Source organism: Curvibacter lanceolatus ATCC 14669, from assembly GCF_000381265.1.
Taxonomy (GTDB): domain Bacteria; phylum Pseudomonadota; class Gammaproteobacteria; order Burkholderiales; family Burkholderiaceae_C; genus Curvibacter; species Curvibacter lanceolatus.
This window is the reverse complement of record NZ_KB906259.1, coordinates 80660-101734: the sequence shown is the minus strand read 5'-3', so window position 1 is coordinate 101734 and position 21075 is coordinate 80660. Positions and strand designations below refer to the sequence as shown.

The following is a 21075-nucleotide window of genomic DNA, read 5'->3' as shown; positions in this document are numbered from 1 at the left end:
ATGCCGCATGATTTTTCGTCCGGGCTTCTTCTCGCGTGCCGTTCTCTGGGGAATTGCCCTGCTGCTGGCCTTGCCGGTGCTGGTGGTGATCGGGGCCTGGCTGCAATGGAACGAAGGCTCCAACGAGCTGCTGCGCAACATGCTGGAGACGGTGCTGCCGCGCTATGCTGGCACCACCGTGGCGCTGTCCCTGGGCGTGGGCATCGGGGTGGTCCTGCTCGGCACCTTGTGTGCGGTGCTGGTGAGCCTGTTTGATTTCCCTGGGCGTCGCACCTTTGAATGGGCCCTGTTGCTGCCCCTGGCCATGCCGGCCTATGTGCTGGCCTATGCCTACACCGATTTCCTGCAGTTCAGCGGGCCCTTGCAGACTTGGCTGCGCGCGGCCTGGGGCCTGGAGGGGCGCCTGCTGCCCAACATCCGCAGCGTGGGGGGCGCGATCGGTGTTTTCATCCTGGCCTTGTACCCCTATGTCTACCTGCTGGTGCGCACAGCGCTGGCGCAGCGGGCCCAGTTGCTGATGGAGGCGGCCCGCCTGCTGGGGGCCTCGCTGGGGCGGCGTGTGTTCCGCGTGGCCTTGCCCATGGCCCGCCCAGCCATGGCGGCGGGTGCTGCGCTGGCGTTGATGGAGACCTTGGCCGACTACGGCGTCTCCAGCTATTTCGGGATCCAGACCTTCACCGCCGGCATCTACAAGGCCTGGCTGGTCATGGAAGACCATATTGCGGCAGCCCAGTTGGCCACGGTGCTGTTGCTGATCGTGGCGCTGCTGCTGACGCTGGAGCAGCGCTCTCAGGCGCGCCTGCGTTTTGCCAGCCAGCGGCTGGACCGGGCATCCGCAGCTTCGGCTTCGCTGAGGCTGGGCGGCTGGCGTGCCGCGCTGGCGATCGCTCTGTGTGCGCTGCCGGTGCTGCTGGGTTTTGTGCTGCCGGTGGGCTTCATGCTGCGGGCCCTGCACGCCGCCGGGGAGGTGGCCTTGCCCTGGGCGCGTTTCGGTCGCTGGGCTTTCGACAGCCTGGCGCTGGGCCTGGGCACGGCGGTGCTGGCCAGCTTGCTGGCCCTGTGGCTGTCGGCCCAGTCGCGCCTGTACCCGGGCACCCAGATGCGCTCGCTGTCCTATCTGATCGGCCTGGGCTATGCCGTGCCCGGCGCCGTGATCGTGGTCGGGCTGCTGCTGCCTGTGGGGTGGGTGCAGTCGCGCTGGCCGCAAGCGTCCGTGGGGTCTTGGCTGACCACCACCTTCCTGGGGCTGATCTGGGCCTACCTGGTGCGTTTTGTGGCGGTGGCGCTGCAATCGGTGCAAAGCGGCTACAGCCGGGTGCCGGTCCACCTCGATGACAGCGCCCGCATGCTCGGGGTGGCCGGCTGGGGCCTGCTCCGGCGCGTGCACATGCCGCTGCTGCGCCAGCCCATGATGGCCGCCATCCTGCTGGTGATGGTGGATGTCATGAAAGAGCTGCCTGCGACCCTGGTGTTGCGCCCCTTCAACACCGACACCCTGGCCGTGATCACCCATCAGCTGGCGCGTGACGAGCGCCTGGGGGAGGCCGCCTTGCCGGCCCTGGCGCTGGTGCTGGTGGGCCTGGTGCCGGTGATGCTGCTGAGCCGCACCCTGCGTCGTCGTTAGTCTCGCGCAACACCTCACTGATGGGGGTTAGGATGTTTATGAGAATCATTCTTGTTCGTGATAGCATTTGCTTTCCTTTGCGTTGATTCGCAAAGAGATTGCAATTTATTCACCCAAATCGACACCTTCTGAGCTGACCTTGGCGAGGCCCTCACACATGCGACGCATCCTTCCCATCCTCACGCTGGCCCTGGCGGCCCCATGGCTGTCCGCCCAGGCGGACGAGGGCTCTGTCAACCTCTACTCGGCACGCCATTACCAGAGCGACGATGCCCTCTACAGCGCCTTCACCAAGGCCACCGGCATCAAGATCAACCGGGTCGATTCCGATGACGCCGGCATCCTCAGCCGCCTCAAGGCCGAAGGCAGCGCCTCGCCTGCCGATGTGATTCTGCTGGTGGATGCGGCCCGCCTGTGGCGTGCCGAAAACGATGGCCTGTTCCAGCCGATCCGCTCCAAGACCCTTGAAGACGCCATTCCCGCACAGTTCCACGCCCAGCCCAAGGCCGATGGCGGTATCGCCTGGTTCGGCTTTTCGACCCGTGCCCGCGTCATCGTCTTCAACAAGATCAAGTACCGCAAAGCCGATTTCGACACTTACGACAAGCTCGCCGATCCCCAGTTCAAGGGCAGACTCTGCACCACCACCGGTTCGTCGCCCTACAACGTGAGTCTGTTCGGTTCGATGATCGAGCACATCGGCCCGGCGGCCACCGAGACCTGGCTGCAGGGCCTGGTCAACAACATGGCCCGTTCGCCTCAGGGCGGTGACACGGACCAGATCCGCGCCGTGGCCAGCGGTGAATGCGGTGTGGCCCTCTCCAACAGCTATTACTACGCCCGCCTGATGCGCTCCAGCAACCCCGAAGACCGGGCTGTGGTGGAGAAGGTCGGGGTGGTGTTCCCCAACCAGTCCAGCTGGGGCACGCACGTCAATGTGGCCGGCGGCGCCGTGGCGCGCTACTCGAAGAACCAGGCCAACGCGGTCAAGTTTCTCGAGTACCTGGCCAGCCCCGAAGCGCAAAAGCATTTCGCCAATGGCAACAACGAGTGGCCGGTGGCCAAGGGGGTGCAGTTCGACAACGCCGCCCTCAAATCAATGGCGGGTGGCGGCAGCTTCAAGAGCGAAGTCATCCCCGTGAGCGCAGCCGGCCAGAACCAGACCAAGGTTCAGCAGATGCTGGACCGCGTCGGTTACCGCTGACAGTTTCCCCCGGGTGGTGGCCGTGCCCTGCGGGCAAGCCACGCCTTTTTCAACTCAGCCAGCGACCTGTACTGCGCGGTGCGGGGCGTCAGCCAACGGCCCGGGCTTCGGCCCCAGGGCCCACCCACACACTGGAGTTTTCATGCAACGCAAAAAGATGTCCCGCAATCAGCAAAGTGTGGCGCGCCAGGCCGCGCCTGCCCCTGGCAAAGTGCTGCCGCTGGCCGCGCTCATGTTGGCCGGCTCTCTGGGCACGGCCCAGCAGGCGATGGCGCAGAGCGAGGAGAAGTCCCTCAGCACCGTGACCGTCAAGGACACCAAGGAGGGCCCGACCATTGCCAAGGAAAGCCTGCTCGTCAAGCAGACTGGCATCGCCAAGGGCAACCAGGACATCCGCGACATTCCCCAGACCGTGACGGTGATGACCGAGCACTACATGGACGACCGCAATTTCGATGATCTGCGCGAAGTGCTGAAGTCGGTCTCGGGCGTGACCTTCCAGGCTGGCGAAACGGGCGAAGAAGACGTGCGCATCCGGGGTTTCTCGCTCCAGCAGGCCGGCGACATCTATGTCGATGGCCTGCATGACAACGCCATGGTCCAGCACGACACCTTCAACCTCGACCGGGTCGAAGTGCTCAAGGGCTCGGCCTCCATGCTGTTCGGCAAAGGCTCGACCGGCGGGGTGGTCAATCAGGTCAACAAGCAGCCTTTCCTGATGGACCAGAGCGAGATCAACGGCACCGTGGGCAACGGCCGCTCGGCCCGCGTCTCGGCGGACATCAACCGTCAGACCGGCGAGTCGTCGGCCTTCCGGGTGAACATCATGCGTCACCAGGCCGACAACTGGGGCGCAACGGTCAAGAAGGAGGGCGTGGCCCCCACCTACCGCTGGGGCATTGGCGAGCGCGACGAGTACTCGATCGGCATGTACCACCTGCGCACCGAGGGGCGCCCGATGTACAACCACCCCTGGCTGATCAACAACGGCAGCACCACCGCCAGCAACAACAGCACCGGCACCATCACCCCCGTGCTCGACGCCACCGCCTACTACGGGCTGGCCAGCGACTACCTGCGCACCGAGTCCAACTACGGTACGGTCACCCACAAGCGCCGACTCGATGGCGATGCCGAGATCAAGACCACGCTGCGTTACGGCCACTACTCGCGTGACCTGCTGGCCAGCAACATCAGCTGGGGCAGTGTGACCACCGCGTCCAGCCTCAGTGGCAGCACGGTGCTCAACCGCCGCTTCAAGGCGCGCCGCAACGACTCCAACATGCTGCAGGTGCAAAGCGAGTACACCGGCAACGCCAACTGGGGTGGCTTCAAGCACAGCCTGGTGGGCGGGGTCGACTACTACGACCAACGTGCGCAGCAGAACAACAATGCCACGGCCGGCCTGGCGACGCCCCCCACCACCACGGTGGGCAACCCCGACAGCGGCGCCTATGTGCAGGACACCCGCGCGGTCGCCATGGCGCCCTTCCGCGCCCGGTCGATGGGCTTCTATGGCCAGGACGTCATGAGCCTGACCGAGCAGATCAAGTTGGTGGGTGGCCTGCGCTACGACCGCTTCATGGGCAAGTATGGCGACACCAGCGGCAACAGCTTCAGCATGGACAACAACCTCTGGAGCCCGCGCGTGGGGGCCATCTGGCAGCCCAATGACACCTCGTCCTACTACGCTTCGTATGGCACCTCGTACAACACCTCGGGTGATACCTACCAGTACGGTACGGTCAACCTGAGCTTGGCGGGCACCAATGCCACCCTGCTCAACACCCCGCCAGAGAAGAGCCGCAACTTCGAGCTGGGTGCCAAGTACGACGTCTTCGACAAGAAGGGTCTGTTCGGCGTGGCGCTGTTCCGCAGCGAGAAGTACAACGAGCGCAACACCGACGTCGACACGGTGGCCAACCAGTACCTGCTGTCGGGCAAGCGCCATGCCACCGGCATGGAGTTCAACTTCGCCGGCCGCCTGACCCCGGCCTGGGAGGTGTTCTACAACCACACCTGGATCCCCTCGGCCACCATCGACGTCAGCAGCGTGGCCTCCACCAGCGCCGCCCAACGCCAGGGCGATCGTCCGGCCCTCACGCCCAAGCACAGCGCCACCCTCTGGAGCACCTACCGGGTGCTGCCGGGCTGGCGTGTCGGTGGCGGCCTGAACTACCGGGGCGCGCAGAATCCTGATCAGAACCGCAACGTCGTCGCCCAGGCCTTCACCACCGTCGATGCCATGGTCGAGCACAACCTGACCAGCAACACCTTGCTGCGCCTGAACGTGAGCAACCTGACCAACAAGCTGTATGCTGACCAGCTCTACCGAGGCTTTTACGTGCCCGGTGCGCCGCGTCGCATCGAGCTGAGCGTCAAGGCCCTGTTCTGACCCGGCGAACCCATGCTGCTGCAACTCAAGAACCTGCTGAGCGCGCAAGAGCTCAGCACCGCCCGCGCCCTGCTCGGCGACGAGGCCCCATGGATCGATGGGCGCAGCAGCGCGGGCGTCCAGGCCCTGACGCAGAAGAACAATGAGCAGCTGGCGCAGGACAGCGAAGCCTCCCGCACCCTGCAGGCCCTGATCCTCGGGGCCCTGCGACGCGATCCGCTGTTCTTCTCGGCAGCCCTGCCGCGCAAGATCTTCAACCCGCTGTTCAACCGCTACGGCGGGGGCAGCAATTTCTACGGCCCCCATGTCGATGGGGCGGTGCTGCATTCCAAGGCCACGCAGGAGTGGGTGCGCACCGATGTCTCCTGCACCGTCTTCCTCAGCGACCCGGCCGATTACGACGGTGGCGAGCTGCTGGTGCAGGACACCTATGGCAGCCGTGGCGTCAAACTGGCGGCGGGCGATGCGGTGCTGTACCCCGGCACCAGCGTGCACCAGGTCACCCCCGTCACCCGCGGCCACCGCGTGGCCAGCTTTCTCTGGATTGAGAGCATGGTGCGCAGCGATGAACAGCGCCGCATCTTGTTCGACCTCGACATGAACCTGCTCAAGCTGCGCGCCCAGCTGGGCGAAACCCCCGAGACCACGGCCCTGACCGGCGTCTACCACAACCTGTTACGGCAATGGGCGCAGACCTGAAGGGCTTGCCCGCCACCTTGCCCGCCACCTTGCCCGATTACGCGCAGCGGGCCCAGGAGCGCCTCACGCCTGAGGCCTGGGCCTATTTCGATGGCGGCGCCGGCGACGAGTGGACCCAGCGCCGCAACGTGGCCGCCTGGGCCCACTGGGGCCTGCGGCCCCGGGTTCTGCAAGACCTGCGTGAAGGCCACACCCGTGTGCACCTGCTGGGTCGCGAGCTGCCCACCCCCCTGATCGTGGCCCCCATGGCTTACCAGTGCTGGGCGCACCCCGACGGCGAGCGTGGCATGGCATTGGCCGCCAGCAGCCAGCAATGTGGCTTTGTGCTCAGCCAGCACAGCACCACACCGCTGCAGCAGGTGGCCCCCTTGATGCGGGCCGAGGCCGTGCGCGGCCCGCTGTGGATGCAACTGGCCAACGGCGCCGACCGGGGCCACTTGCTGGAGTTGATGGCCGAGGCCGAGCATGCCGGCTACGAGGCCCTGGTGCTCAGTGTCGATGCCCCGGTGCAGGGCAGCCGCGACCGGGTGCGCCGCCTGGGCGCCCAGCCGCCCGCGGCCCTGGTCACGCCGCATTGGCGGGCGGCCCCATCGGCGCCGGAGGGCCTGTGCGGCGGCACCGTCGAGCAGGCGCTGCGCTGGGACGACCTGGCCTGGCTGCAGGCGCGCACCCATCTGCCCCTGCTGCTCAAGGGCATCACCCACCCCCTGGACGCGCGCCAGGCCGCACGGCTGAACGTGGCGGGCGTGGTGCTCAGCAACCATGGCGGCCGCGTGCTCGATACCCAGCCCGCCACGGCCGAATGCCTGCCCGAGCTGGCCGACGCGCTGCAGGGCGACGCCGCCTTGCTGGTGGACGGTGGCATCCGGCGTGGCACCGACGTGTTCAAGGCCCTGGCCCTGGGCGCCCAGGCCGTGCTGATCGGCCGGCCCTGCCTGTGGGGCCTGGCGGCCCAGGGCGCCATGGGCGCGGCCCATGTGCTGCGCCTGCTGCGCGATGAGTTCGAGATGGCCCTGGCCCTGTGCGGTTGCCGCTCGCCGGCCGACATCTCGCGCGATCACCTGCGGGCCCTGGATCGCGCGGTCGACGACGCGCCCTGAGCAAGCGGGCTCAGCCGAGCTGAATCCCGGCAAGCCGTCAGGGCGGGGAAGCCATTACGATCAGGGCTCCCCCATTGATCTCCATTTCACCCGAGAAGACACCCCATGGCAGAGCAGCAAAGCGCAGGACACTTGTTGGTTGAATGCCTGATCGCCCAAGGCGTGGACACCGCCTTCGGCGTGCCCGGCGAAAGCTACCTCGCGGTATTGGACGGCTTTCACCGCTACCGCGACCAGATCCGCTTCATCACCTGCCGCCAGGAGGGCGGTGCCGCCTTCATGGCCGAGGCCGCCGGCAAGCTCACGGGCCGCCCTGGCGTCTGCCTGGTCACGCGCGGGCCCGGTGCCACCAACGCGTCGATTGGCGTGCACACCGCGTTCCAGGATTCGACCCCGATGGTTCTGCTGGTGGGCGATGTGGGCAGCGATTTTCGCGACCGCGAGGCCTTCCAGGAGATCGACTTCCAGAGCTTCTTCGGCCCCAGCACCAAGGGCATGGCCAAGCGGGTCGAGCGCATCGATGACGCGCGCCGCATCCCCGAGTACATCGCCCGCGCCTTTGCCACGGCCATGAACGGCCGCCCCGGCCCGGTGGTGCTGGTGCTGCCCGAAGACATGCTGACCCAGACCGTGAGCGCCACGCCCCTGCCACGGGTGGATGCCGTGCAGGCCTGGAGCGACCCGGGCTCGCTGCGTGACCTGCGCAGCCTGTTGATGCAGGCGCAGCGGCCCTTTGTGATCGCCGGTGGCGGCGGCTGGACCCCGCAGGCCGCCCAGGCCCTGCAGCGCTTTGCCGAGAACTGGCAACTGCCCGTGGGCAATGCCTTCCGCTTCCAGGACACCTTCGACAACCACCACCCGCTGTACGCGGGCGATGTGGGCATCGGCATCAACCCCCGCCTGGCCGCACGCATCCGTGAGGCCGATCTGGTGATCGCCATCGGCCCGCGCCTGGGCGAGATGACCACCGGCGGCTACACCCTGCTCGAGGCCCCGCGCCCGCGCCAGAAGCTGGTGCACATCCATGCCAGCGCCGAAGAGCTCAACCGCGTCTACCAGGCCGACCTGGTCATCAACGCCAGCATGAACGCGGCCGCGCGCAGCCTGGAGGTGCTCAGCGCGCCGGTCAGCCTGCCCTGGGCCGATTGGGCCGCCGCCGCCCACGCCGACTACCAGGCCAATCTGCAGCCCCAGGCCCTGCCGGGGCTGGACACGGCGCAGCCCGGCGTGATCGACATGCCGGCCGTGGTGGCCCTGCTGCAAAAGCACCTGCCAGCCGATGCGGTGCTCACCAATGGCGCGGGCAACTTTGCCAGCTGGGTGCACCGCTACTTCCGCCACTTCGGCCTGGCCCGCGGGCACAAGACCCAGCTGGCCCCCACGGTGGGCGCCATGGGCTATGGCGTGCCGGCCGGCATCGCGGCCAACCTGCTCACCGGGCGGGTGGCCTTCACCATCGCGGGCGACGGCGACTTCCTCATGAACGGGCAAGAGCTGGCCACCGCGGCCCAGCACGGCGGCAAGAGCATCATCGTGCTGCTCAACAACGGCATGTACGGCACCATCCGCATGCACCAGGAGCGCGAATACCCCAGTCACGTCAGCGGCTCGGCCCTGGCCAACCCCGACTTCTGTGCCCTGGCCCGGGCCTATGGCTACGCGGCCGAGCAGGTCAGCCGCACCGAAGACTTCGAAGCCGCCTTGCTGCGCGCCCTGGCCTCTGAGCGCGGCACCGTGATCGAGATCCCGCTCAGCCCCGAGGTCATCACCACACGCAGCACCCTGAGCGCCATCCGCGAGGCCGCGCTGAAACGTTGACGCGCTGAAGCGGACCCTGGGGCTCTGTTTGACCCGGCGTACCTTTTGGCGTACGCTTTTGAGCAAGGAGCCCACCATAGTCACACTCACCGCCAGCGAAGCACGCGCCAATCTGTACCGCCTCATGGACCAGGCGGCCGAGTCGCACCAGCCCATCACCATCTCCGGCAAGCGCCATGATGCGGTGCTGGTGTCGGCGGAGGATTGGCAGGCCATTCAGGAGACGCTCTACCTGCTGTCGGTGCCCGGCATGCGTGAGTCGATTCGAGAGGGCATGGCCACCCCGGTCGAATCCTGTGCCCAGGAGTTGGACTGGTGAGCTGGCAGGTAGCCTTCACCCGGCATGCGCAAAAAGACGCTCAAAAGCTGCTGGCCAGCGGCCTCAAAGCCAAGGCTCAGGAACTGCTGGCCATCCTGCGTGAGAACCCGTTTCAGAATCCGCCGCCTTATGAGAAGCTGGTCGGCGATTTGACCGGGGCCTACTCGCGTCGCATCAACATCCAGCACCGTCTGGTCTACGAGGTGTTGCAGGCGCAGGGCGTGGTCAAGGTGCTTCGCATGTGGTCGCACTATGAGTGAACTGGCTGTGCGGGTCTTGCCCGCAGCCGCAACAGCCTGAGCTCACTCCACCGCCGTCCACCAGCCCTGCGACAGGGCCGGTGCGCGCAGGTCCAGGCGCTCGCCCATCTGCGGCGCCACCAGGGGCACGCCGGCCTGGCGGGCCAGGCCCGCGATGCGGTCAAACGGCTCGTGCCAGGGGTGCAGGGCCAGGTCGAAGGTGCCATTGTGGATGGGCATCAAGTGCCGCGCCCGCACATCCAGGTGGGCCTGCAGGCTTTGTTCGGGCTGCATGTGCACATCGGGCCAGTCGGCGTTGTAGGCACCGGTCTCCATCAGGCTGATGTCGAAGGGGCCGAAGCGCTCGCCGATGGTCTTGAAGCCCTTGAAATACCCGGTGTCGCCGCTGAAGAACACCCGCACATCATCCTGGATCAGCACCCACGAGGCCCACAGCGTGCTGTTGCCATCCTTCAGGCTGCGCCCCGAGAAATGCTGGGCCGGCGTGGCCACCAGGCGCAGGCCTTGCACCTGGGTTTCCTGCCACCAGTCCAGCTGTTGCACCTTGGCCGCGGGTACGCCCCAGGCGATCAGCCGATCGCCCACGCCCAGCGGCGTCACAAAGTGCGCCACCTTGGGTGCCAGCTGTTCGATGGCGGCCCGGTCCAGGTGGTCGTAGTGGTCGTGCGACAGCAGCACGCCGGTGATCTCGGGCAGGTCTTCGATGCGCAGCGGCGGCGCGTGAAAGCGCTTCGGGCCCATGAAGGTGAAGGGCGAGGCGCGCTCGGCAAACACCGGGTCGGTCAGCCAGAACTGCTGGCCCAGCTTCATCAGCATCGTGGAGTGGCCCAGCCGCCACAGGCTCATGTCGGGCGCGGCCAGCAGTTCGGCCTGGCTCAGCGCCTGCACCGGGATGGGCCGCGCCGGCACCGTGTTGGCCGGCTTGCCAAACAGAAAGCGCCACATCACGGCGAGGGTCTTGAGGGTGCCCATGGCATGGCGTGGTGCCGCGTTGCGGAACTTGCCGGCGCGCCACTGGGGCGAATCGGCATAAGGGGCGGCCTCGGCAGGGGCAGGGCAGGCGCATAGACTGGTGTTCATGGGGTGGGCTTTGTTCAGGTGGGCAGGGGGGTGCCTTGCAACAGGGGGTGGCTGGCAAACAGTTCGGCGGCCCAGTCGACAAAGGCGCGCACCTTGGCGCTCAGGTGCCGGTTGGGCGGGTACACCACAAACACCGGCAGCAGCGGGTGGCCCCATTCGGGCAGCAGGCGCTGCAAGGCACCGCTGGCCAGGTGGGGCTGGGCCTGGAAGGTGGTGATCTGCCCGATGCCCAGGCCTTGCAGCAAGGCCTCGGTGTAGGCATTCGATTCGTTCACGCTGATGCGGTAGGGGCCGGGGATCTCGATCACCTCGTCGCCCTGGTGGAATTCCAACGGGTACTGGCGGTTGGTGTGGGCCCCGAAATACGTCACCACGGTGTGCTCGCGCTCGATGTCCAGCGGGTGCGCGGGCACCCGCCGGCGCTGCAGGTAGCTGGGCGCGGCCACGGTGATGAACTCCAGGTTGCCGATGCGCCGCGCCACCAGCGACTGCTCGATCAGGCTGCCGCCCCGGATCACGCAGTCCACGTTGTCCGAGATCATGTCCACGATGCGGTCGCTCACGCCCAGGTCGAGCTGGATGTCGGGGTAGCGCTCTTGAAAGCGCGCCAGGTTCGGGATGATCAGCAGCCGCGCAATCGTGCTGCCCACGTCCACGCGCAGGCGCCCGCGCGGGTTGGCGCGGGCCTGGCTCATGCTGGCCTCGATGTCGTCCAGCTCGGCCAGCAGGCGCACGGTGCGCTCGTAGTAGGCCGCGCCGTCGGCCGTCACCGTGACGCGGCGCGTGGTGCGGTTGAGCAGTTGCACCCGCAGCCGGGCCTCCAGTGCCTGGATGTGCTTGGTCACGGTGGCCTTGGGCAGGTTCAGTGAATCTGCCGCGCGCGTGAAGGTGCCGGCTTCCACCACGCGGGTGAATATGCGCATGGCCTGGATCTGGTCCATGGGCTCTCCTGTTGTTGTGCCCGATCGGGGCTGGTACAAATTCTCACATGACGGCCGGGCGGCATTGTTGGGCGTTTGGAAACACTGCTGTGGCGAAGCAGGTGTTTATGGCACGCGCTTCTGCCACTAAAGTCGCACCATCCCATCTTGTTGCGAGCCTTGTCCACCATGCCCAGCACCCCTGAAACCGTTTCGCCCCTGCCCACCCCGGGCACGCCGCCGCTCCACCCCGGGGTCGACAGCGAGGTCGGCCTGCCCGGCGGCAAGAGCGTGGCGGTGCGGGTGTATGGCCGCAAGACGCCGGGCCAGGCCAAGCCCCTGGTGGTGCATTTCCACGGCGGCGCCTTTGTGTCGGGCGATCTGGACAACGGCTGCACCGTGGCCCAGTTGCTGTTGAGCGCTGGCGCGGTGGTGGTGTCGGTGGCCTACCCGCTGGCGCCGCAGCACCCCTTCCCCAATGCGGCCGAGGCCGGCTACGAGGTGCTCAAGTGGGTGTTCCGCCAGCGCACCCGCTTGGCCGGTACCGGCGCGCTGGTCTATCTGGCCGGTGAAGAGGCCGGCGGCAACGTGGCCGCCGCCGTGAGCCTGATGGCGCGCGACCAGGCCCACCCCCCGCTGGCCGGGCAGATCCTGCTCTCGCCCATGCTCGACCCCTGCGTGGGCACGGCCTCGCTGCGCCAGGCCACCGGCAGTGCCACCTGCTGCAAATGGGTGGAAGGCTGGCTCAGCTACCTGCGCAACCCGCGCGATGCCGAACACCCCTACGCGGTGCCGGCAGGTTCGATGCGCCTGCAAGGCCTGCCCCCCACCCTGGTGCTGGTGGGCCCGGACGACCCCATGCGTGACGAGGCCATGGCCTATGTCACCCGCTTGCAGGCCGCCGGCCTGCAGGCCCGCGGCGAGGTGCTGAGCGCGGCGCAGCACTGGCCCGACGCCCTGCTGGCCGCCCAGGCCCAGGCCTGCCCCTGTGCCGGCGCGGTGCAGGCGCAGTTCCAGCGCTTCTTCGAGGACACCCGCAGCCCGGTGCCTTCCTAGAGCGCCCCCACGGCCCGGCCTGACACCGCGGTGTTGACCGGGTGGCCTTCAAGGCCTGGCTTCCCCCCTTGCTGATCACCGGCCCCGGCCGGTGATTCGGGCGTTGCTCGCCCGGATTTTTTGTTTTCCTGTCTTGCAGTCCTGCCTGCGGGCCCGTGCGGCCCGGCGGGGTGGGCTGCGTCACGCCTTTTTGTCTTGGAGGACCTGCCATGAACCCGACCCCTGAATCCCAACCCACCACCGCTGTTCGCCCCGCCTCAGCCTCGGTTTCACGCCGACCGCTGTGGCTGTCGGCCGTGGCCTTGGCCGTGCTGGCCACCACGGGCGCGGCCTTCCTGGGCCTGCCCAGCTCGCATGCCGATGCCCCGACCGAACAGGCCACTGCGGCCACCTCGGTCTCGGTGGCCACGGTGGCCGAGCAGCCCATCGCGCTGTGGGACGAGTTCTCGGGCCGGCTGGAGGCCGTGCAGCGCGTGGACCTGCGCCCCCGCGTGGCCGGCGCCGTGCAGACCGTGAACTTCCGCGAAGGCTCGCTGGTGCAGGCGGGCGATCTGCTGTTCAGCCTGGACCCGGCACCCTTTTCCGCCGAGGTGGACCGGGCCCAGGCCCAGGTGGCGGCGGCCCAGGCCCGCGTGGCCTACAGCCAGAGCGAGCTGGAGCGCGCCACCCGCCTGTGGGAGGAACGCGCCATCGCCCAGCGTGAGTTGGACGAGCGCCAGAACGCCCAGCGCGAGGCCGATGCCAACCTGCGTGCCGCCCAGGCCGCACTGCAAAGCGCCCGCCTGAACCTGGGTTACGCCCAGGTGCGTGCGCCCATCAGCGGGCGCATCGGGCGCATCGAAGTCACGGCCGGCAACCTGGTGGCCGCTGGCGCCGGCGCCCCGGTGCTGACCACCCTGGTCTCGGTGAACCCGATCTACGCGAGTTTCGAGGCCGATGAGCAACTGATCGCGCAGGCGCTGCAAGGCCTGGGCAGCGGCCAGAGCGCCCGCGCCCGCATCGAGCGCATCCCTGTGCAGATGGGCACGGCCGAGGGGGGCAAGGCAGAAGGCGGCAGCACCCCTTACAGCGGCCACCTGCAGCTGGTGGACAACCAGGTCGACGTGCGCAGCGGCACCGTGCGCGTGCGCGCCGTGTTCGACAACCCCGACGGCCGCCTGATGCCGGGCCAGTTCGCCCGCCTGCGCATGGGCCAGGCTCAGACCCGGCCGGCCCTGCTGGTGCATGAGCGTGCGGTGGGCACCGACCAGAGCAAGAAGTTCGTGCTGGTGGTGGGCGCCGACCACAAGGCCGAGTACCGCGAGGTGACGCTGGGCGCGCCGGTCGACGGCCTGCGTGTGGTCAAGAGCGGGCTCAAGGCGGGCGAGCAGGTGGTCGTCAACGGCCTGCAGCACATCCGCCCCGGCGCCCTGGTCAGCCCGCAGACCGTGCCCATGAAGCCGGAGGCGGCCGCCACCGCCACCCCGGCGGCCCCAGCCAGCCCGGCCGCCTGAGGCGCGACCGCCCCGACACGAGATCGAACCCATGAACCTGTCCAAATTCTTCATTGACCGCCCCATCTTCGCGGGCGTGTTGTCGGTGCTGATGCTGATCGCCGGCCTGCTGGCCCTGCGCGTGCTGCCGGTGTCCGAGTACCCCGAGGTGGTGCCGCCCCAGGTGGTGGTGCGCGCCAACTACCCCGGCGCCAACCCCAAGGTGATCGCCGAGACCGTGGCCACCCCGCTGGAGGAGGCCATCAACGGCGTCGAAGGCATGCTCTACATGGGCAGCCAGGCCACCACCGATGGCCTGCTCACCCTGACCGTCACCTTCCGCCTGGGCACCGACCCCGACAAGGCCCAGCAGCTGGTGCAGAACCGCGTGGCCCAGGCCGAGGCGCGCCTGCCCGAAGAGGTGCGCCGCCTGGGCCTGGCCACCGTCAAGAGCTCGCCCGACCTGACCCTGGTGGTGCATCTGCTGTCGCCGGGCGGCCGCTACGACATGACCTACCTGCGCAACTACGCGGTGCTCAACGTGAAAGACCGGCTGGCCCGCGTCAAGGGCGTGGGCGAGGTGCAGCTGTTCGGCTCGGGCGACTACTCGATGCGCGTCTGGCTGGACCCGCAGAAAGTGGCCCAGCGCGGCCTGTCGGCCAACGACGTGGTGCGCGCCATCCGCGAGCAGAACGTGCAGGCCGCGGCCGGTGTGGTGGGGGCTTCACCCGGCCTGCCCGGGGCGGATCTGCAACTCTCCATCAACGCCCAGGGCCGCCTGCAAAGCGAGGAAGAGTTCGGCGACATCATCGTCAAGACCGGCAGCGACGGCGCCGTCACCCGGCTGCGCGATGTGGCCCGGCTGGAGCTGGGGGCCGCCTCGTACGCGCTGCGCTCGCTGCTCGACAACAAGGACGCGGTGGCCGTGCCCATCTTTGCCGCGCCGGGCTCGAACGCGATCCAGATCTCGGACGATGTGCACGCCGCCATGGCCGATCTCAAGAAGGCCATGCCCGATGGCATGGACTACCAGATCGTCTACGACCCCACCCAGTTCGTGCGCGCCTCCATCGACTCGGTGGTGCACACCCTGCTTGAGGCCGTGGCCCTGGTGGTGCTGGTGGTGATCCTGTTCCTGCAGACCTGGCGCGCCTCCATCATCCCGCTGCTGGCGGTGCCGGTGTCGGTGGTGGGCACCTTTGCGGTGATGCAGCTGTCGGGCTTCTCGGTCAACGCACTGAGCCTGTTCGGCCTGGTGCTGGCCATCGGCATCGTGGTGGACGACGCCATCGTGGTGGTGGAGAACGTGGAGCGCAACATCGAAGCCGGCCTGTCGCCGCGCGAGGCCACCTACCGCGCCATGCGCGAGGTCTCGGGCCCCATCATCGCCATCGCCCTGGTGTTGTGCGCGGTGTTCGTGCCGCTGGCCTTCATCAGCGGGCTGACCGGGCAGTTCTACCGCCAGTTCGCGCTGACCATCGCCATCTCGACCATCATCTCGGCCGTCAACTCGCTCACCCTGTCGCCCGCCCTGGCCGCCTTGCTGCTCAAGGGGCATGACGCGCCCAAGGATGCGCTCACCCGTGGCATGGACCGGGTGCTGGGCCGCTTCTTTGCCGGCTTCAACCGCCTGTTCGGGCGCGGTGCGGCGGCCTACAGCGGTGGCGTCACCCGCGTGATCGCGCGCAAGGGCGCCATGATGGGCCTGTACCTGGTGCTGGGCCTGCTCACGCTGGGCCTGTTCAAGAGCGTGCCCGGCGGTTTTGTGCCGGCGCAGGACAAGCAGTACCTGATCGGCTTTGCCCAGTTGCCCGATGGCGCCACGCTGGATCGCACCGAGCAGGTGATCCGACGCATGAGCGAGATCGCCCTGGCCCAGCCGGGCGTGGAGCACGCGGTGGCCTTTCCGGGCCTGTCCATCAACGGTTTCACCAACAGCTCCAACTCGGGCATCGTGTTCGCCACCCTCAAGCCCTTTGAAGAGCGGCGCGACGCCAGCCTGAGCGCGGGGGCCATTGCCGGCCAGCTCAACCAGAAGTACGCCGGCCTGCAGGACGCCTTCATCGCCATGTTCCCGCCGCCCCCCGTGGCCGGGCTGGGCACCACCGGCGGCTTCAAGCTGCAGATCGAAGACCGCGGCTCGCAAGGCTATGCGGCCCTGGATGGCGCCGTGAAAGCCTTCATGGCCAAGGCCTACCAGACGCCCGAGCTGGCGGGCCTGTTCACCAGCTTCCAGGTCAACGTGCCCCAGCTGTATGCCGACATCGACCGCACCCGGGCGCGCCAGCTGGGCGTGCCGGTGACCGAGGTGTTCGACACCCTGCAGATCTACCTGGGCAGCCTGTATGCCAACGACTTCAACCGCTTTGGCCGCACCTACAGCGTGCGCGTGCAGGCCGATGCGCCTTACCGCGCCCGGGCCGAAGACGTGGGCCTGCTCAAGGTGCGCTCCAGCAGCGGCGAGATGGTGCCCCTGTCGGCCCTGCTGAAGATCGAGCCCAGCTTCGGGCCCGAACGCGCCATGCGCTACAACGGCTACCTGTCGGCCGACATCAATGGCGGGCCCGCGCCCGGCTACTCCAGCGGCCAGGCCCAGGCGGCGGTGGCCCGCATCGCGGCCGAAACCCTGCCGCCGGGCTTCAGCTACGAATGGACCGAGCTCACCTACCAGGAGATCCTGGCCGGCAACTCGGCGGTGTGGGTGTTCCCGCTGGCCATCCTGCTGGTGTTCCTGGTGCTGGCCGCGCAGTACGAAAGCCTGACGCTGCCGCTGGCCATCATCCTGATCGTGCCCATGGGCCTGCTGGCCGCCATGACCGGGGTGTGGCTGTCACGCGGCGACAACAACGTCTTCACCCAGATCGGGCTGATGGTGCTGGTGGGGCTGTCGGCCAAGAACGCGATCCTGATCGTCGAATTTGCGCGTGAGCTCGAGTTCGCCGGGCGCAGCCCGCTGCAGGCCGCCATCGAAGCCAGCCGGCTGCGCCTGCGCCCCATCCTGATGACCTCGCTGGCCTTTGTGATGGGCGTGCTGCCCCTGGTGCTGTCCACCGGGGCCGGTGCCGAGATGCGCCGCGCCATGGGCGTGGCGGTGTTCGCCGGGATGATCGGTGTGACCGCCTTCGGCCTGTTCCTGACCCCGGTGTTCTATGTGCTGCTGCGGCGCCTGACCGGCAACCGGCCGCTGATCCAGCACGGCAGCCATGTCGCGCCGGTGGGCCCGGCCGATCTGGCCCCGGCCGCCTCCGGTGCCCAGGGCCGCCCCGTGCTGGCCGCCCCCCGCCAAGACCATGATTGAAAGAAGCATCGCATGACCTCTTTGACCTTGCCCGGGACCTTGCGTGTCCTGACCCCCCTGTGGGCGGCCCTGTGGCTGGCCGGCTGTGCCAGCACGGCCCTGCCCAGCCCTGAGCAGGCCTTGCCCCAACTGCCCGCCACCTTCAGCCAGAGCCAGCCTGCCGGCGTGGGCGAAGGGGGGGGCCGCTGGACCGTCGCCCCCGGCGCCGAGGCCCAGCCCCGGGGCGCCTGGTGGCTGGACTTCATGGACCCGGTGCTGACCGACCTGGTGCAGCGCGCCGACCTGGCCAACACCCGGCTGCAAGAGGCGGCGGCCCGCCTGGCCGAGGCCCGGGCCCTGCTGGGCACGGCCGAGGCCGCCCGTGCGCCCCAGGTGGGCGTCAATGCCGGCCTGAACCGCCAGGCCGGGCGCGGCACCCTGACGGGCGAGCAGCCCAGCACCACGGCCAGCCTGGGCCTGGGCGCTTCGTACGAGCTGGATGTGATGGGGCGCCTGCGCCAGGCCAGCCAGGCGGCCGGGCAGGACGCCCGTGCCCAGGCCGCCCTGCTGCAGAGCACCCGCCTGCTGGTGCAGGCCGATGTGGCTCAGACCTACCTGCAACTGCGCTCGGTGCAGGCCGAGCAGGGGCTGGTCGATGAGAGCCTGCAGGCCTTGCGCGACATGCTGGCCCTCACCACCCGGCGCGAGCGCGCGGGCGACGTGGCCGAGCTGGACCTGGCCCGGGCCCGCTCCGAGGTGGCCGCCACCGAATCGGAAGCCCTGGCCCTGCAGCGTCAGCAGGCCTTGCTGACCCACGCCCTGGCGGTGTTGGTGGGCGAGGTGGCGACCGGCTTCCATCTGCCCGCGGCCGGGCCGCTGGCCAGCATCCCGGTGGTGCCGCCCGGGGTGCCGGGCACGGTGCTGGCGCGCCGCCCCGATGTGGCGGCCGCCCAGGCCTCGGTGCTGGCGGCCCAGGCCCGCCTGGGCGTGGCCCAGACAGCCTGGTTCCCCGCCGTCACCCTGACCGGCAGTGCCGGCCAGGCCTCGCCCGAGCTGGGCGATCTGTTCAAGTGGTCGGCCCGGGCCTGGAGTGCCGGGGCCCTGCTGTCGTTGCCCCTGTTCGATGGCGGCCGGCGCGAAGCCGCGGTGCAGGGCGCCCAGGCCCGGCTGGACGCCGCCCTGGCGGCCTACCGCGGCCAGGTGCTGAATGCCTTTGGCGAGGTCGAAGACCAGCTCAGCAACCTGAACCTGCTGGCCGCCCAGGCCGAGGCCCAGGCCCGCGCGGTGGCCGCCGCCCGGCGCGCCACGGCCTTGTCCGAATCGCGCTACCGGCATGGCTTTGTGAGCCAGATCGAGCTGCTGGACGCGCGCCGGGCCGAGCTGCGCAACCGCCGTGCCGAGCTGCAGGTGCGCACCGGCCAGGCCGTGGCCACGGTGGCCCTGGTGCGCGCCCTGGGCGGGGGCTGGGGCGATGGCCCCGGCGCAGCGGCGGCCCTCGGCGGCCCGCGCCTCGAGGCCGTTGCCCGGCTTCAGAACCGGTAGGTCGCGGTGGCCACCACCGTGCGGCGCTGGCCATAGAAGCAGTCGCCGCGGGTCAGGCAGGTGGTGATCTGCACCTTGTCGGCCAGGTTCACGGCGTTCAAGGCCAGGCGCCAGTGGCCCTGGTCGTAGGCCACCATCGCGTCCAGCAAGGTGCTGGACGGCGTGCGCAGGCTGTCGGTGCCATCCCACGACTCGCCCAGGTAGCGCAGCCCCATGCCGGCCGACAGGCCGCCGCGGCCCTGGCCGGCAAAGCGGTGCATCAGCCACAGCGCGGCGCTGTGTTGGGGCACGCCCGCCAGGCGCTTGCCTTGGTCGGCCCCGGTGCTGCGGCTCACGCGGGCATCGGTCCAGGCGTAGCTGCCGGTCCAGTCCCAGTGCCGGCTCAGGCTGGCCGTCACCTCCAGTTCGACCCCGCGCACCCGGGCCTCGCCGATCTGCAGGCTGTTGAGCGGGTTGGCCGGGTCGCTGGTCTTGCGGTTGGTGTCACGCAGGTCGTACACCGCGGCATAGGCCGTGATGCCGCGCCCCGGCGGCTGCCACTTCACCCCCGCCTCCCATTGCTTGCCGCGCTGGGGCTTGTAGGCGCTGCCATACGCATTCACCCCGCCCAGGGGCAGGAAGGACTCCGAATAGCTCAGGTAGGGCGCCCAGCCGCCGTCGGCCAGGTAGCTCAGGCCGGCACGCTTGCTCCAGGCCTTGTCGTCGATGGCGGCGGCCGGGCGGCCCTCGGTGTCGGTCTGGGCGCTGTCGTGGCGCAAGCCCAGGGTCAGGCGCCAACGCTCCCAGGCGATCTGGTCCTGGGTGTACAGGCCGAGCTGGCGCTGCGTCACCGAAGGCTGGCGCGTGAGCCGGGCCGGGGGCGTGTAGTTGCCGTAGACCGGCTGGTACACGTCGATGTCGCCTGCCTTGCCGCTGCCGGTCCACTGGCCGGTCTGGTTGCGCTGCAGGTCCAGGCCCAGCAGCAGGCGGTGGCTGACGGCGCCGCTTTGCCAGCTGCGCTCGGCCTGGTTGTCGAGCAGCACCATGCGCCCGGTGTTGAGCTGCTGCACCAGGTCGCGGGCCAGGGTCCGGTTGTCGGCGTTGAAGACGGGCCGGGCCGGGCGTCCGGTGGCCGCATTGGCCGTGAAGCTGGTGTAGGCGGTGCGGTAGTCCACCTCGCTTTCGGTGGCACGCAGGTTCTGGCGCAGGGTCCAGTGTTCATTGAGGCGGTGGATGAACAGGTAGCCCAGCGAGCTCTGGCGGGTGTTGTAGGCGTCCCAGCCGGGCTCGCCGATGAAGGTGTTGGTGGGGATCTGGCCATAGGCACTGGGCCGCAAGGTGCCCTGCCAGGGGAAGAAGCCGATCAGCGAGCCGCTCTGGTCGCGCTGGTACAGGCCCTGCACGGTGAGCGAGGTGTCGGCGTTGGGGCGCCAGGTCAGCGTGGGAGCGACCACGGTGCGGTCGTCGGCCACATGGTCGACCTGGGTGCCGCTGTCGCGCCCGACCAGGATCAGGCGGTACAGCCACTGGCCCTCGGCATCCAGCGGCCCGGTCAGGTCGGCCGCGATCTGGCGCCGCTGGTAGGAGCCCAGCTGCAGCTGGATTTCGCGCTGGGTTTCGGCCTGCGGGCGCTTGGAGCTGAGGTTGAGCACCCCGCCGATCTGGCCCTGGCCATAGAGCACCGAACTGGGGCCGCGCAGCAGCTCCACGCGCTCCAGGGTGTAGGGGTCGGGGCGGGTGGTGTTGTAGGTGCCGTAGCTGCGCAGCAGGCCGTCCAGGTATTGGGTCACATCGCCGCCGCGGGCCTTGAAGCTGTCGACGCGGCTGTCGAAATAGCTCGACACGATGCCCGCGCTGTAGGCCGTGGTCTGGCGCAGGGTGGTGGCGCCCTGGGCCTCGATCTGGTCGCGTGTGACCACCGAGATGGCCTGGGGCGTCTCCAGCACCGGGGTGTCGGTCTTGGTGGCGCTGGCGCTTTGCCGGGCCACGAAACCCGTCACCGGGGTGGTGGCGCTTTCCGATTCGGGCCGGGCCTGGATGGTGATGGACGACAGCGCTTTTTCGGCCGGGGCCTCGGCAGGCGCCGTGCCCTGGGCCTGCAGCAGGCCGGGCAGGGCCAGGCTGCACAGCGTGAGCGCGGCCTGGGTCACGGCGCGCAGGCGGGGCTGCGGGGGCGTGCAGGAACGGAGGCTTGAGCGCAAGGTCGAGCCGAAGGTCGAGCGGCGCCGGTGGGCAGGGAGTGGGCAGGGTGTCATGGTCAGGGGTTCATCCTCTGGGCTGCAAGTCATTGGCTGGGGGGCGGCCTGCCGGGGCGGGCTGCCAGGACACCT

Annotated in this window: 15 protein-coding genes; 12 read left to right on the top strand and 3 right to left on the bottom strand. The window is 69.0% G+C overall.

Translation table 11 applies throughout. From position 1 onward, the window contains the following. Positions 1–7: 7 nt before the first annotated feature. The 8 genes from F624_RS0114080 to F624_RS0114045 all read left to right on the top strand — a co-directional run bounded on the left by F624_RS0114080 (position 8) and on the right by F624_RS0114045 (position 9419). Positions 8–1624, top strand: a complete 1617-nt coding sequence (locus F624_RS0114080; RefSeq protein ID WP_019574958.1) for an ABC transporter permease — start codon at positions 8–10, stop codon at positions 1622–1624. Between the two features lie 157 nt (positions 1625–1781). Further along, positions 1782–2828, top strand: a complete 1047-nt coding sequence (locus F624_RS0114075) for an extracellular solute-binding protein (protein WP_019574957.1) — start codon at positions 1782–1784, stop codon at positions 2826–2828. 142 nt (positions 2829–2970) lie between these two features. Beyond that, positions 2971–5223, top strand: a complete 2253-nt coding sequence (locus tag F624_RS0114070) for a TonB-dependent receptor (RefSeq protein ID WP_031255016.1) — start codon at positions 2971–2973, stop codon at positions 5221–5223. A gap of 12 nt (positions 5224–5235) precedes the next feature. Beyond that, complete coding sequence (locus F624_RS0114065; protein ID WP_019574955.1) at positions 5236–5922, top strand: Fe2+-dependent dioxygenase; 687 nt, start codon at positions 5236–5238, stop codon at positions 5920–5922. Continuing rightward, positions 5907–7022 carry an alpha-hydroxy acid oxidase gene (locus tag F624_RS0114060; protein WP_019574954.1) on the top strand — a complete coding sequence of 372 codons (1116 nt, stop codon included), beginning with the start codon at positions 5907–5909 and terminating at the stop codon, positions 7020–7022. Before F624_RS0114065 ends, F624_RS0114060 begins: the two co-directional genes overlap by 16 nt. A gap of 105 nt (positions 7023–7127) precedes the next feature. Then, positions 7128–8840: a thiamine pyrophosphate-binding protein gene (locus F624_RS0114055; RefSeq protein ID WP_019574953.1), complete on the top strand. Its 1713-nt coding sequence runs from the start codon at positions 7128–7130 to the stop codon at positions 8838–8840. A 58-nt stretch (positions 8841–8898) separates the two neighbouring features. Further along, positions 8899–9159 carry a type II toxin-antitoxin system Phd/YefM family antitoxin gene (locus tag F624_RS0114050; RefSeq protein ID WP_019574952.1) on the top strand — a complete coding sequence of 87 codons (261 nt, stop codon included), beginning with the start codon at positions 8899–8901 and terminating at the stop codon, positions 9157–9159. Next, positions 9156–9419, top strand: a complete 264-nt coding sequence (locus tag F624_RS0114045; RefSeq protein ID WP_019574951.1) for a Txe/YoeB family addiction module toxin — start codon at positions 9156–9158, stop codon at positions 9417–9419. The genes F624_RS0114050 and F624_RS0114045 overlap by 4 nt, the downstream gene beginning before the upstream one ends. Positions 9420–9461: 42 nt before the next feature. Here the strand turns inward: F624_RS0114045 and F624_RS0114040 are convergent, their stop codons facing one another. Beyond that, entirely contained in the window at positions 9462–10499 is a 1038-nt protein-coding gene (locus F624_RS0114040) for an MBL fold metallo-hydrolase (protein WP_019574950.1), read from the bottom strand. Between the two features lie 14 nt (positions 10500–10513). Then, positions 10514–11440, bottom strand: coding sequence for a LysR family transcriptional regulator (locus F624_RS0114035; protein WP_019574949.1), 927 nt, complete (start codon positions 11438–11440; stop codon positions 10514–10516). Between the two features lie 168 nt (positions 11441–11608). On the opposite strand from F624_RS0114035, the gene F624_RS0114030 reads away from it, so the two are divergent. The 4 genes from F624_RS0114030 to F624_RS0114015 all read left to right on the top strand — a co-directional run bounded on the left by F624_RS0114030 (position 11609) and on the right by F624_RS0114015 (position 18766). Next, the gene (locus F624_RS0114030) at positions 11609–12475 is read left to right on the top strand and encodes an alpha/beta hydrolase (RefSeq protein WP_019574948.1); all 867 of its coding nucleotides are present in this window, start codon (positions 11609–11611) and stop codon (positions 12473–12475) included. Between the two features lie 209 nt (positions 12476–12684). Beyond that, entirely contained in the window at positions 12685–13968 is a 1284-nt protein-coding gene (locus F624_RS0114025) for an efflux RND transporter periplasmic adaptor subunit (RefSeq protein WP_019574947.1), read from the top strand. Positions 13969–13999: 31 nt separating this feature from the next. Then, positions 14000–17245, top strand: coding sequence for an efflux RND transporter permease subunit (locus F624_RS0114020; RefSeq protein WP_019574946.1), 3246 nt, complete (start codon positions 14000–14002; stop codon positions 17243–17245). A gap of 12 nt (positions 17246–17257) precedes the next feature. Beyond that, positions 17258–18766, top strand: coding sequence for an efflux transporter outer membrane subunit (locus F624_RS0114015; RefSeq protein WP_019574945.1), 1509 nt, complete (start codon positions 17258–17260; stop codon positions 18764–18766). On the opposite strand, the gene F624_RS0114010 is transcribed toward F624_RS0114015, so the two are convergent. Then, the gene (locus F624_RS0114010; protein WP_084679516.1) at positions 18754–21000 is read right to left on the bottom strand and encodes a TonB-dependent siderophore receptor; all 2247 of its coding nucleotides are present in this window, start codon (positions 20998–21000) and stop codon (positions 18754–18756) included. The two genes, F624_RS0114015 and F624_RS0114010, sit on opposite strands and share 13 nt — an antisense overlap. Positions 21001–21075 lie beyond the last annotated feature (75 nt).

Bases quoted from the DNA above. Each gene is read 5' to 3' on its own strand.
- F624_RS0114025 (WP_019574947.1), top strand. From the start codon at position 12,685: ATGAACCCGACCCCTGAATCCCAACCCACCACCGCTGTTCGCCCCGCC.
- F624_RS0114030 (WP_019574948.1), top strand. From the start codon at position 11,609: ATGCCCAGCACCCCTGAAACCGTTTCGCCCCTGCCCACCCCGGGCACG.
- F624_RS0114070 (WP_031255016.1), top strand. From the start codon at position 2,971: ATGCAACGCAAAAAGATGTCCCGCAATCAGCAAAGTGTGGCGCGCCAG.
- F624_RS0114040 (WP_019574950.1), bottom strand. From the start codon at position 10,499: ATGAACACCAGTCTATGCGCCTGCCCTGCCCCTGCCGAGGCCGCCCCT.
- F624_RS0114035 (WP_019574949.1), bottom strand. From the start codon at position 11,440: ATGGACCAGATCCAGGCCATGCGCATATTCACCCGCGTGGTGGAAGCC.
- F624_RS0114055 (WP_019574953.1), top strand. From the start codon at position 7,128: ATGGCAGAGCAGCAAAGCGCAGGACACTTGTTGGTTGAATGCCTGATC.
- F624_RS0114065 (WP_019574955.1), top strand. From the start codon at position 5,236: ATGCTGCTGCAACTCAAGAACCTGCTGAGCGCGCAAGAGCTCAGCACC.
- F624_RS0114060 (WP_019574954.1), top strand. From the start codon at position 5,907: ATGGGCGCAGACCTGAAGGGCTTGCCCGCCACCTTGCCCGCCACCTTG.
- F624_RS0114080 (WP_019574958.1), top strand. From the start codon at position 8: ATGATTTTTCGTCCGGGCTTCTTCTCGCGTGCCGTTCTCTGGGGAATT.
- F624_RS0114020 (WP_019574946.1), top strand. From the start codon at position 14,000: ATGAACCTGTCCAAATTCTTCATTGACCGCCCCATCTTCGCGGGCGTG.
- F624_RS0114015 (WP_019574945.1), top strand. From the start codon at position 17,258: ATGACCTCTTTGACCTTGCCCGGGACCTTGCGTGTCCTGACCCCCCTG.
- F624_RS0114010 (WP_084679516.1), bottom strand. From the start codon at position 21,000: ATGACACCCTGCCCACTCCCTGCCCACCGGCGCCGCTCGACCTTCGGC.
- F624_RS0114075 (WP_019574957.1), top strand. From the start codon at position 1,782: ATGCGACGCATCCTTCCCATCCTCACGCTGGCCCTGGCGGCCCCATGG.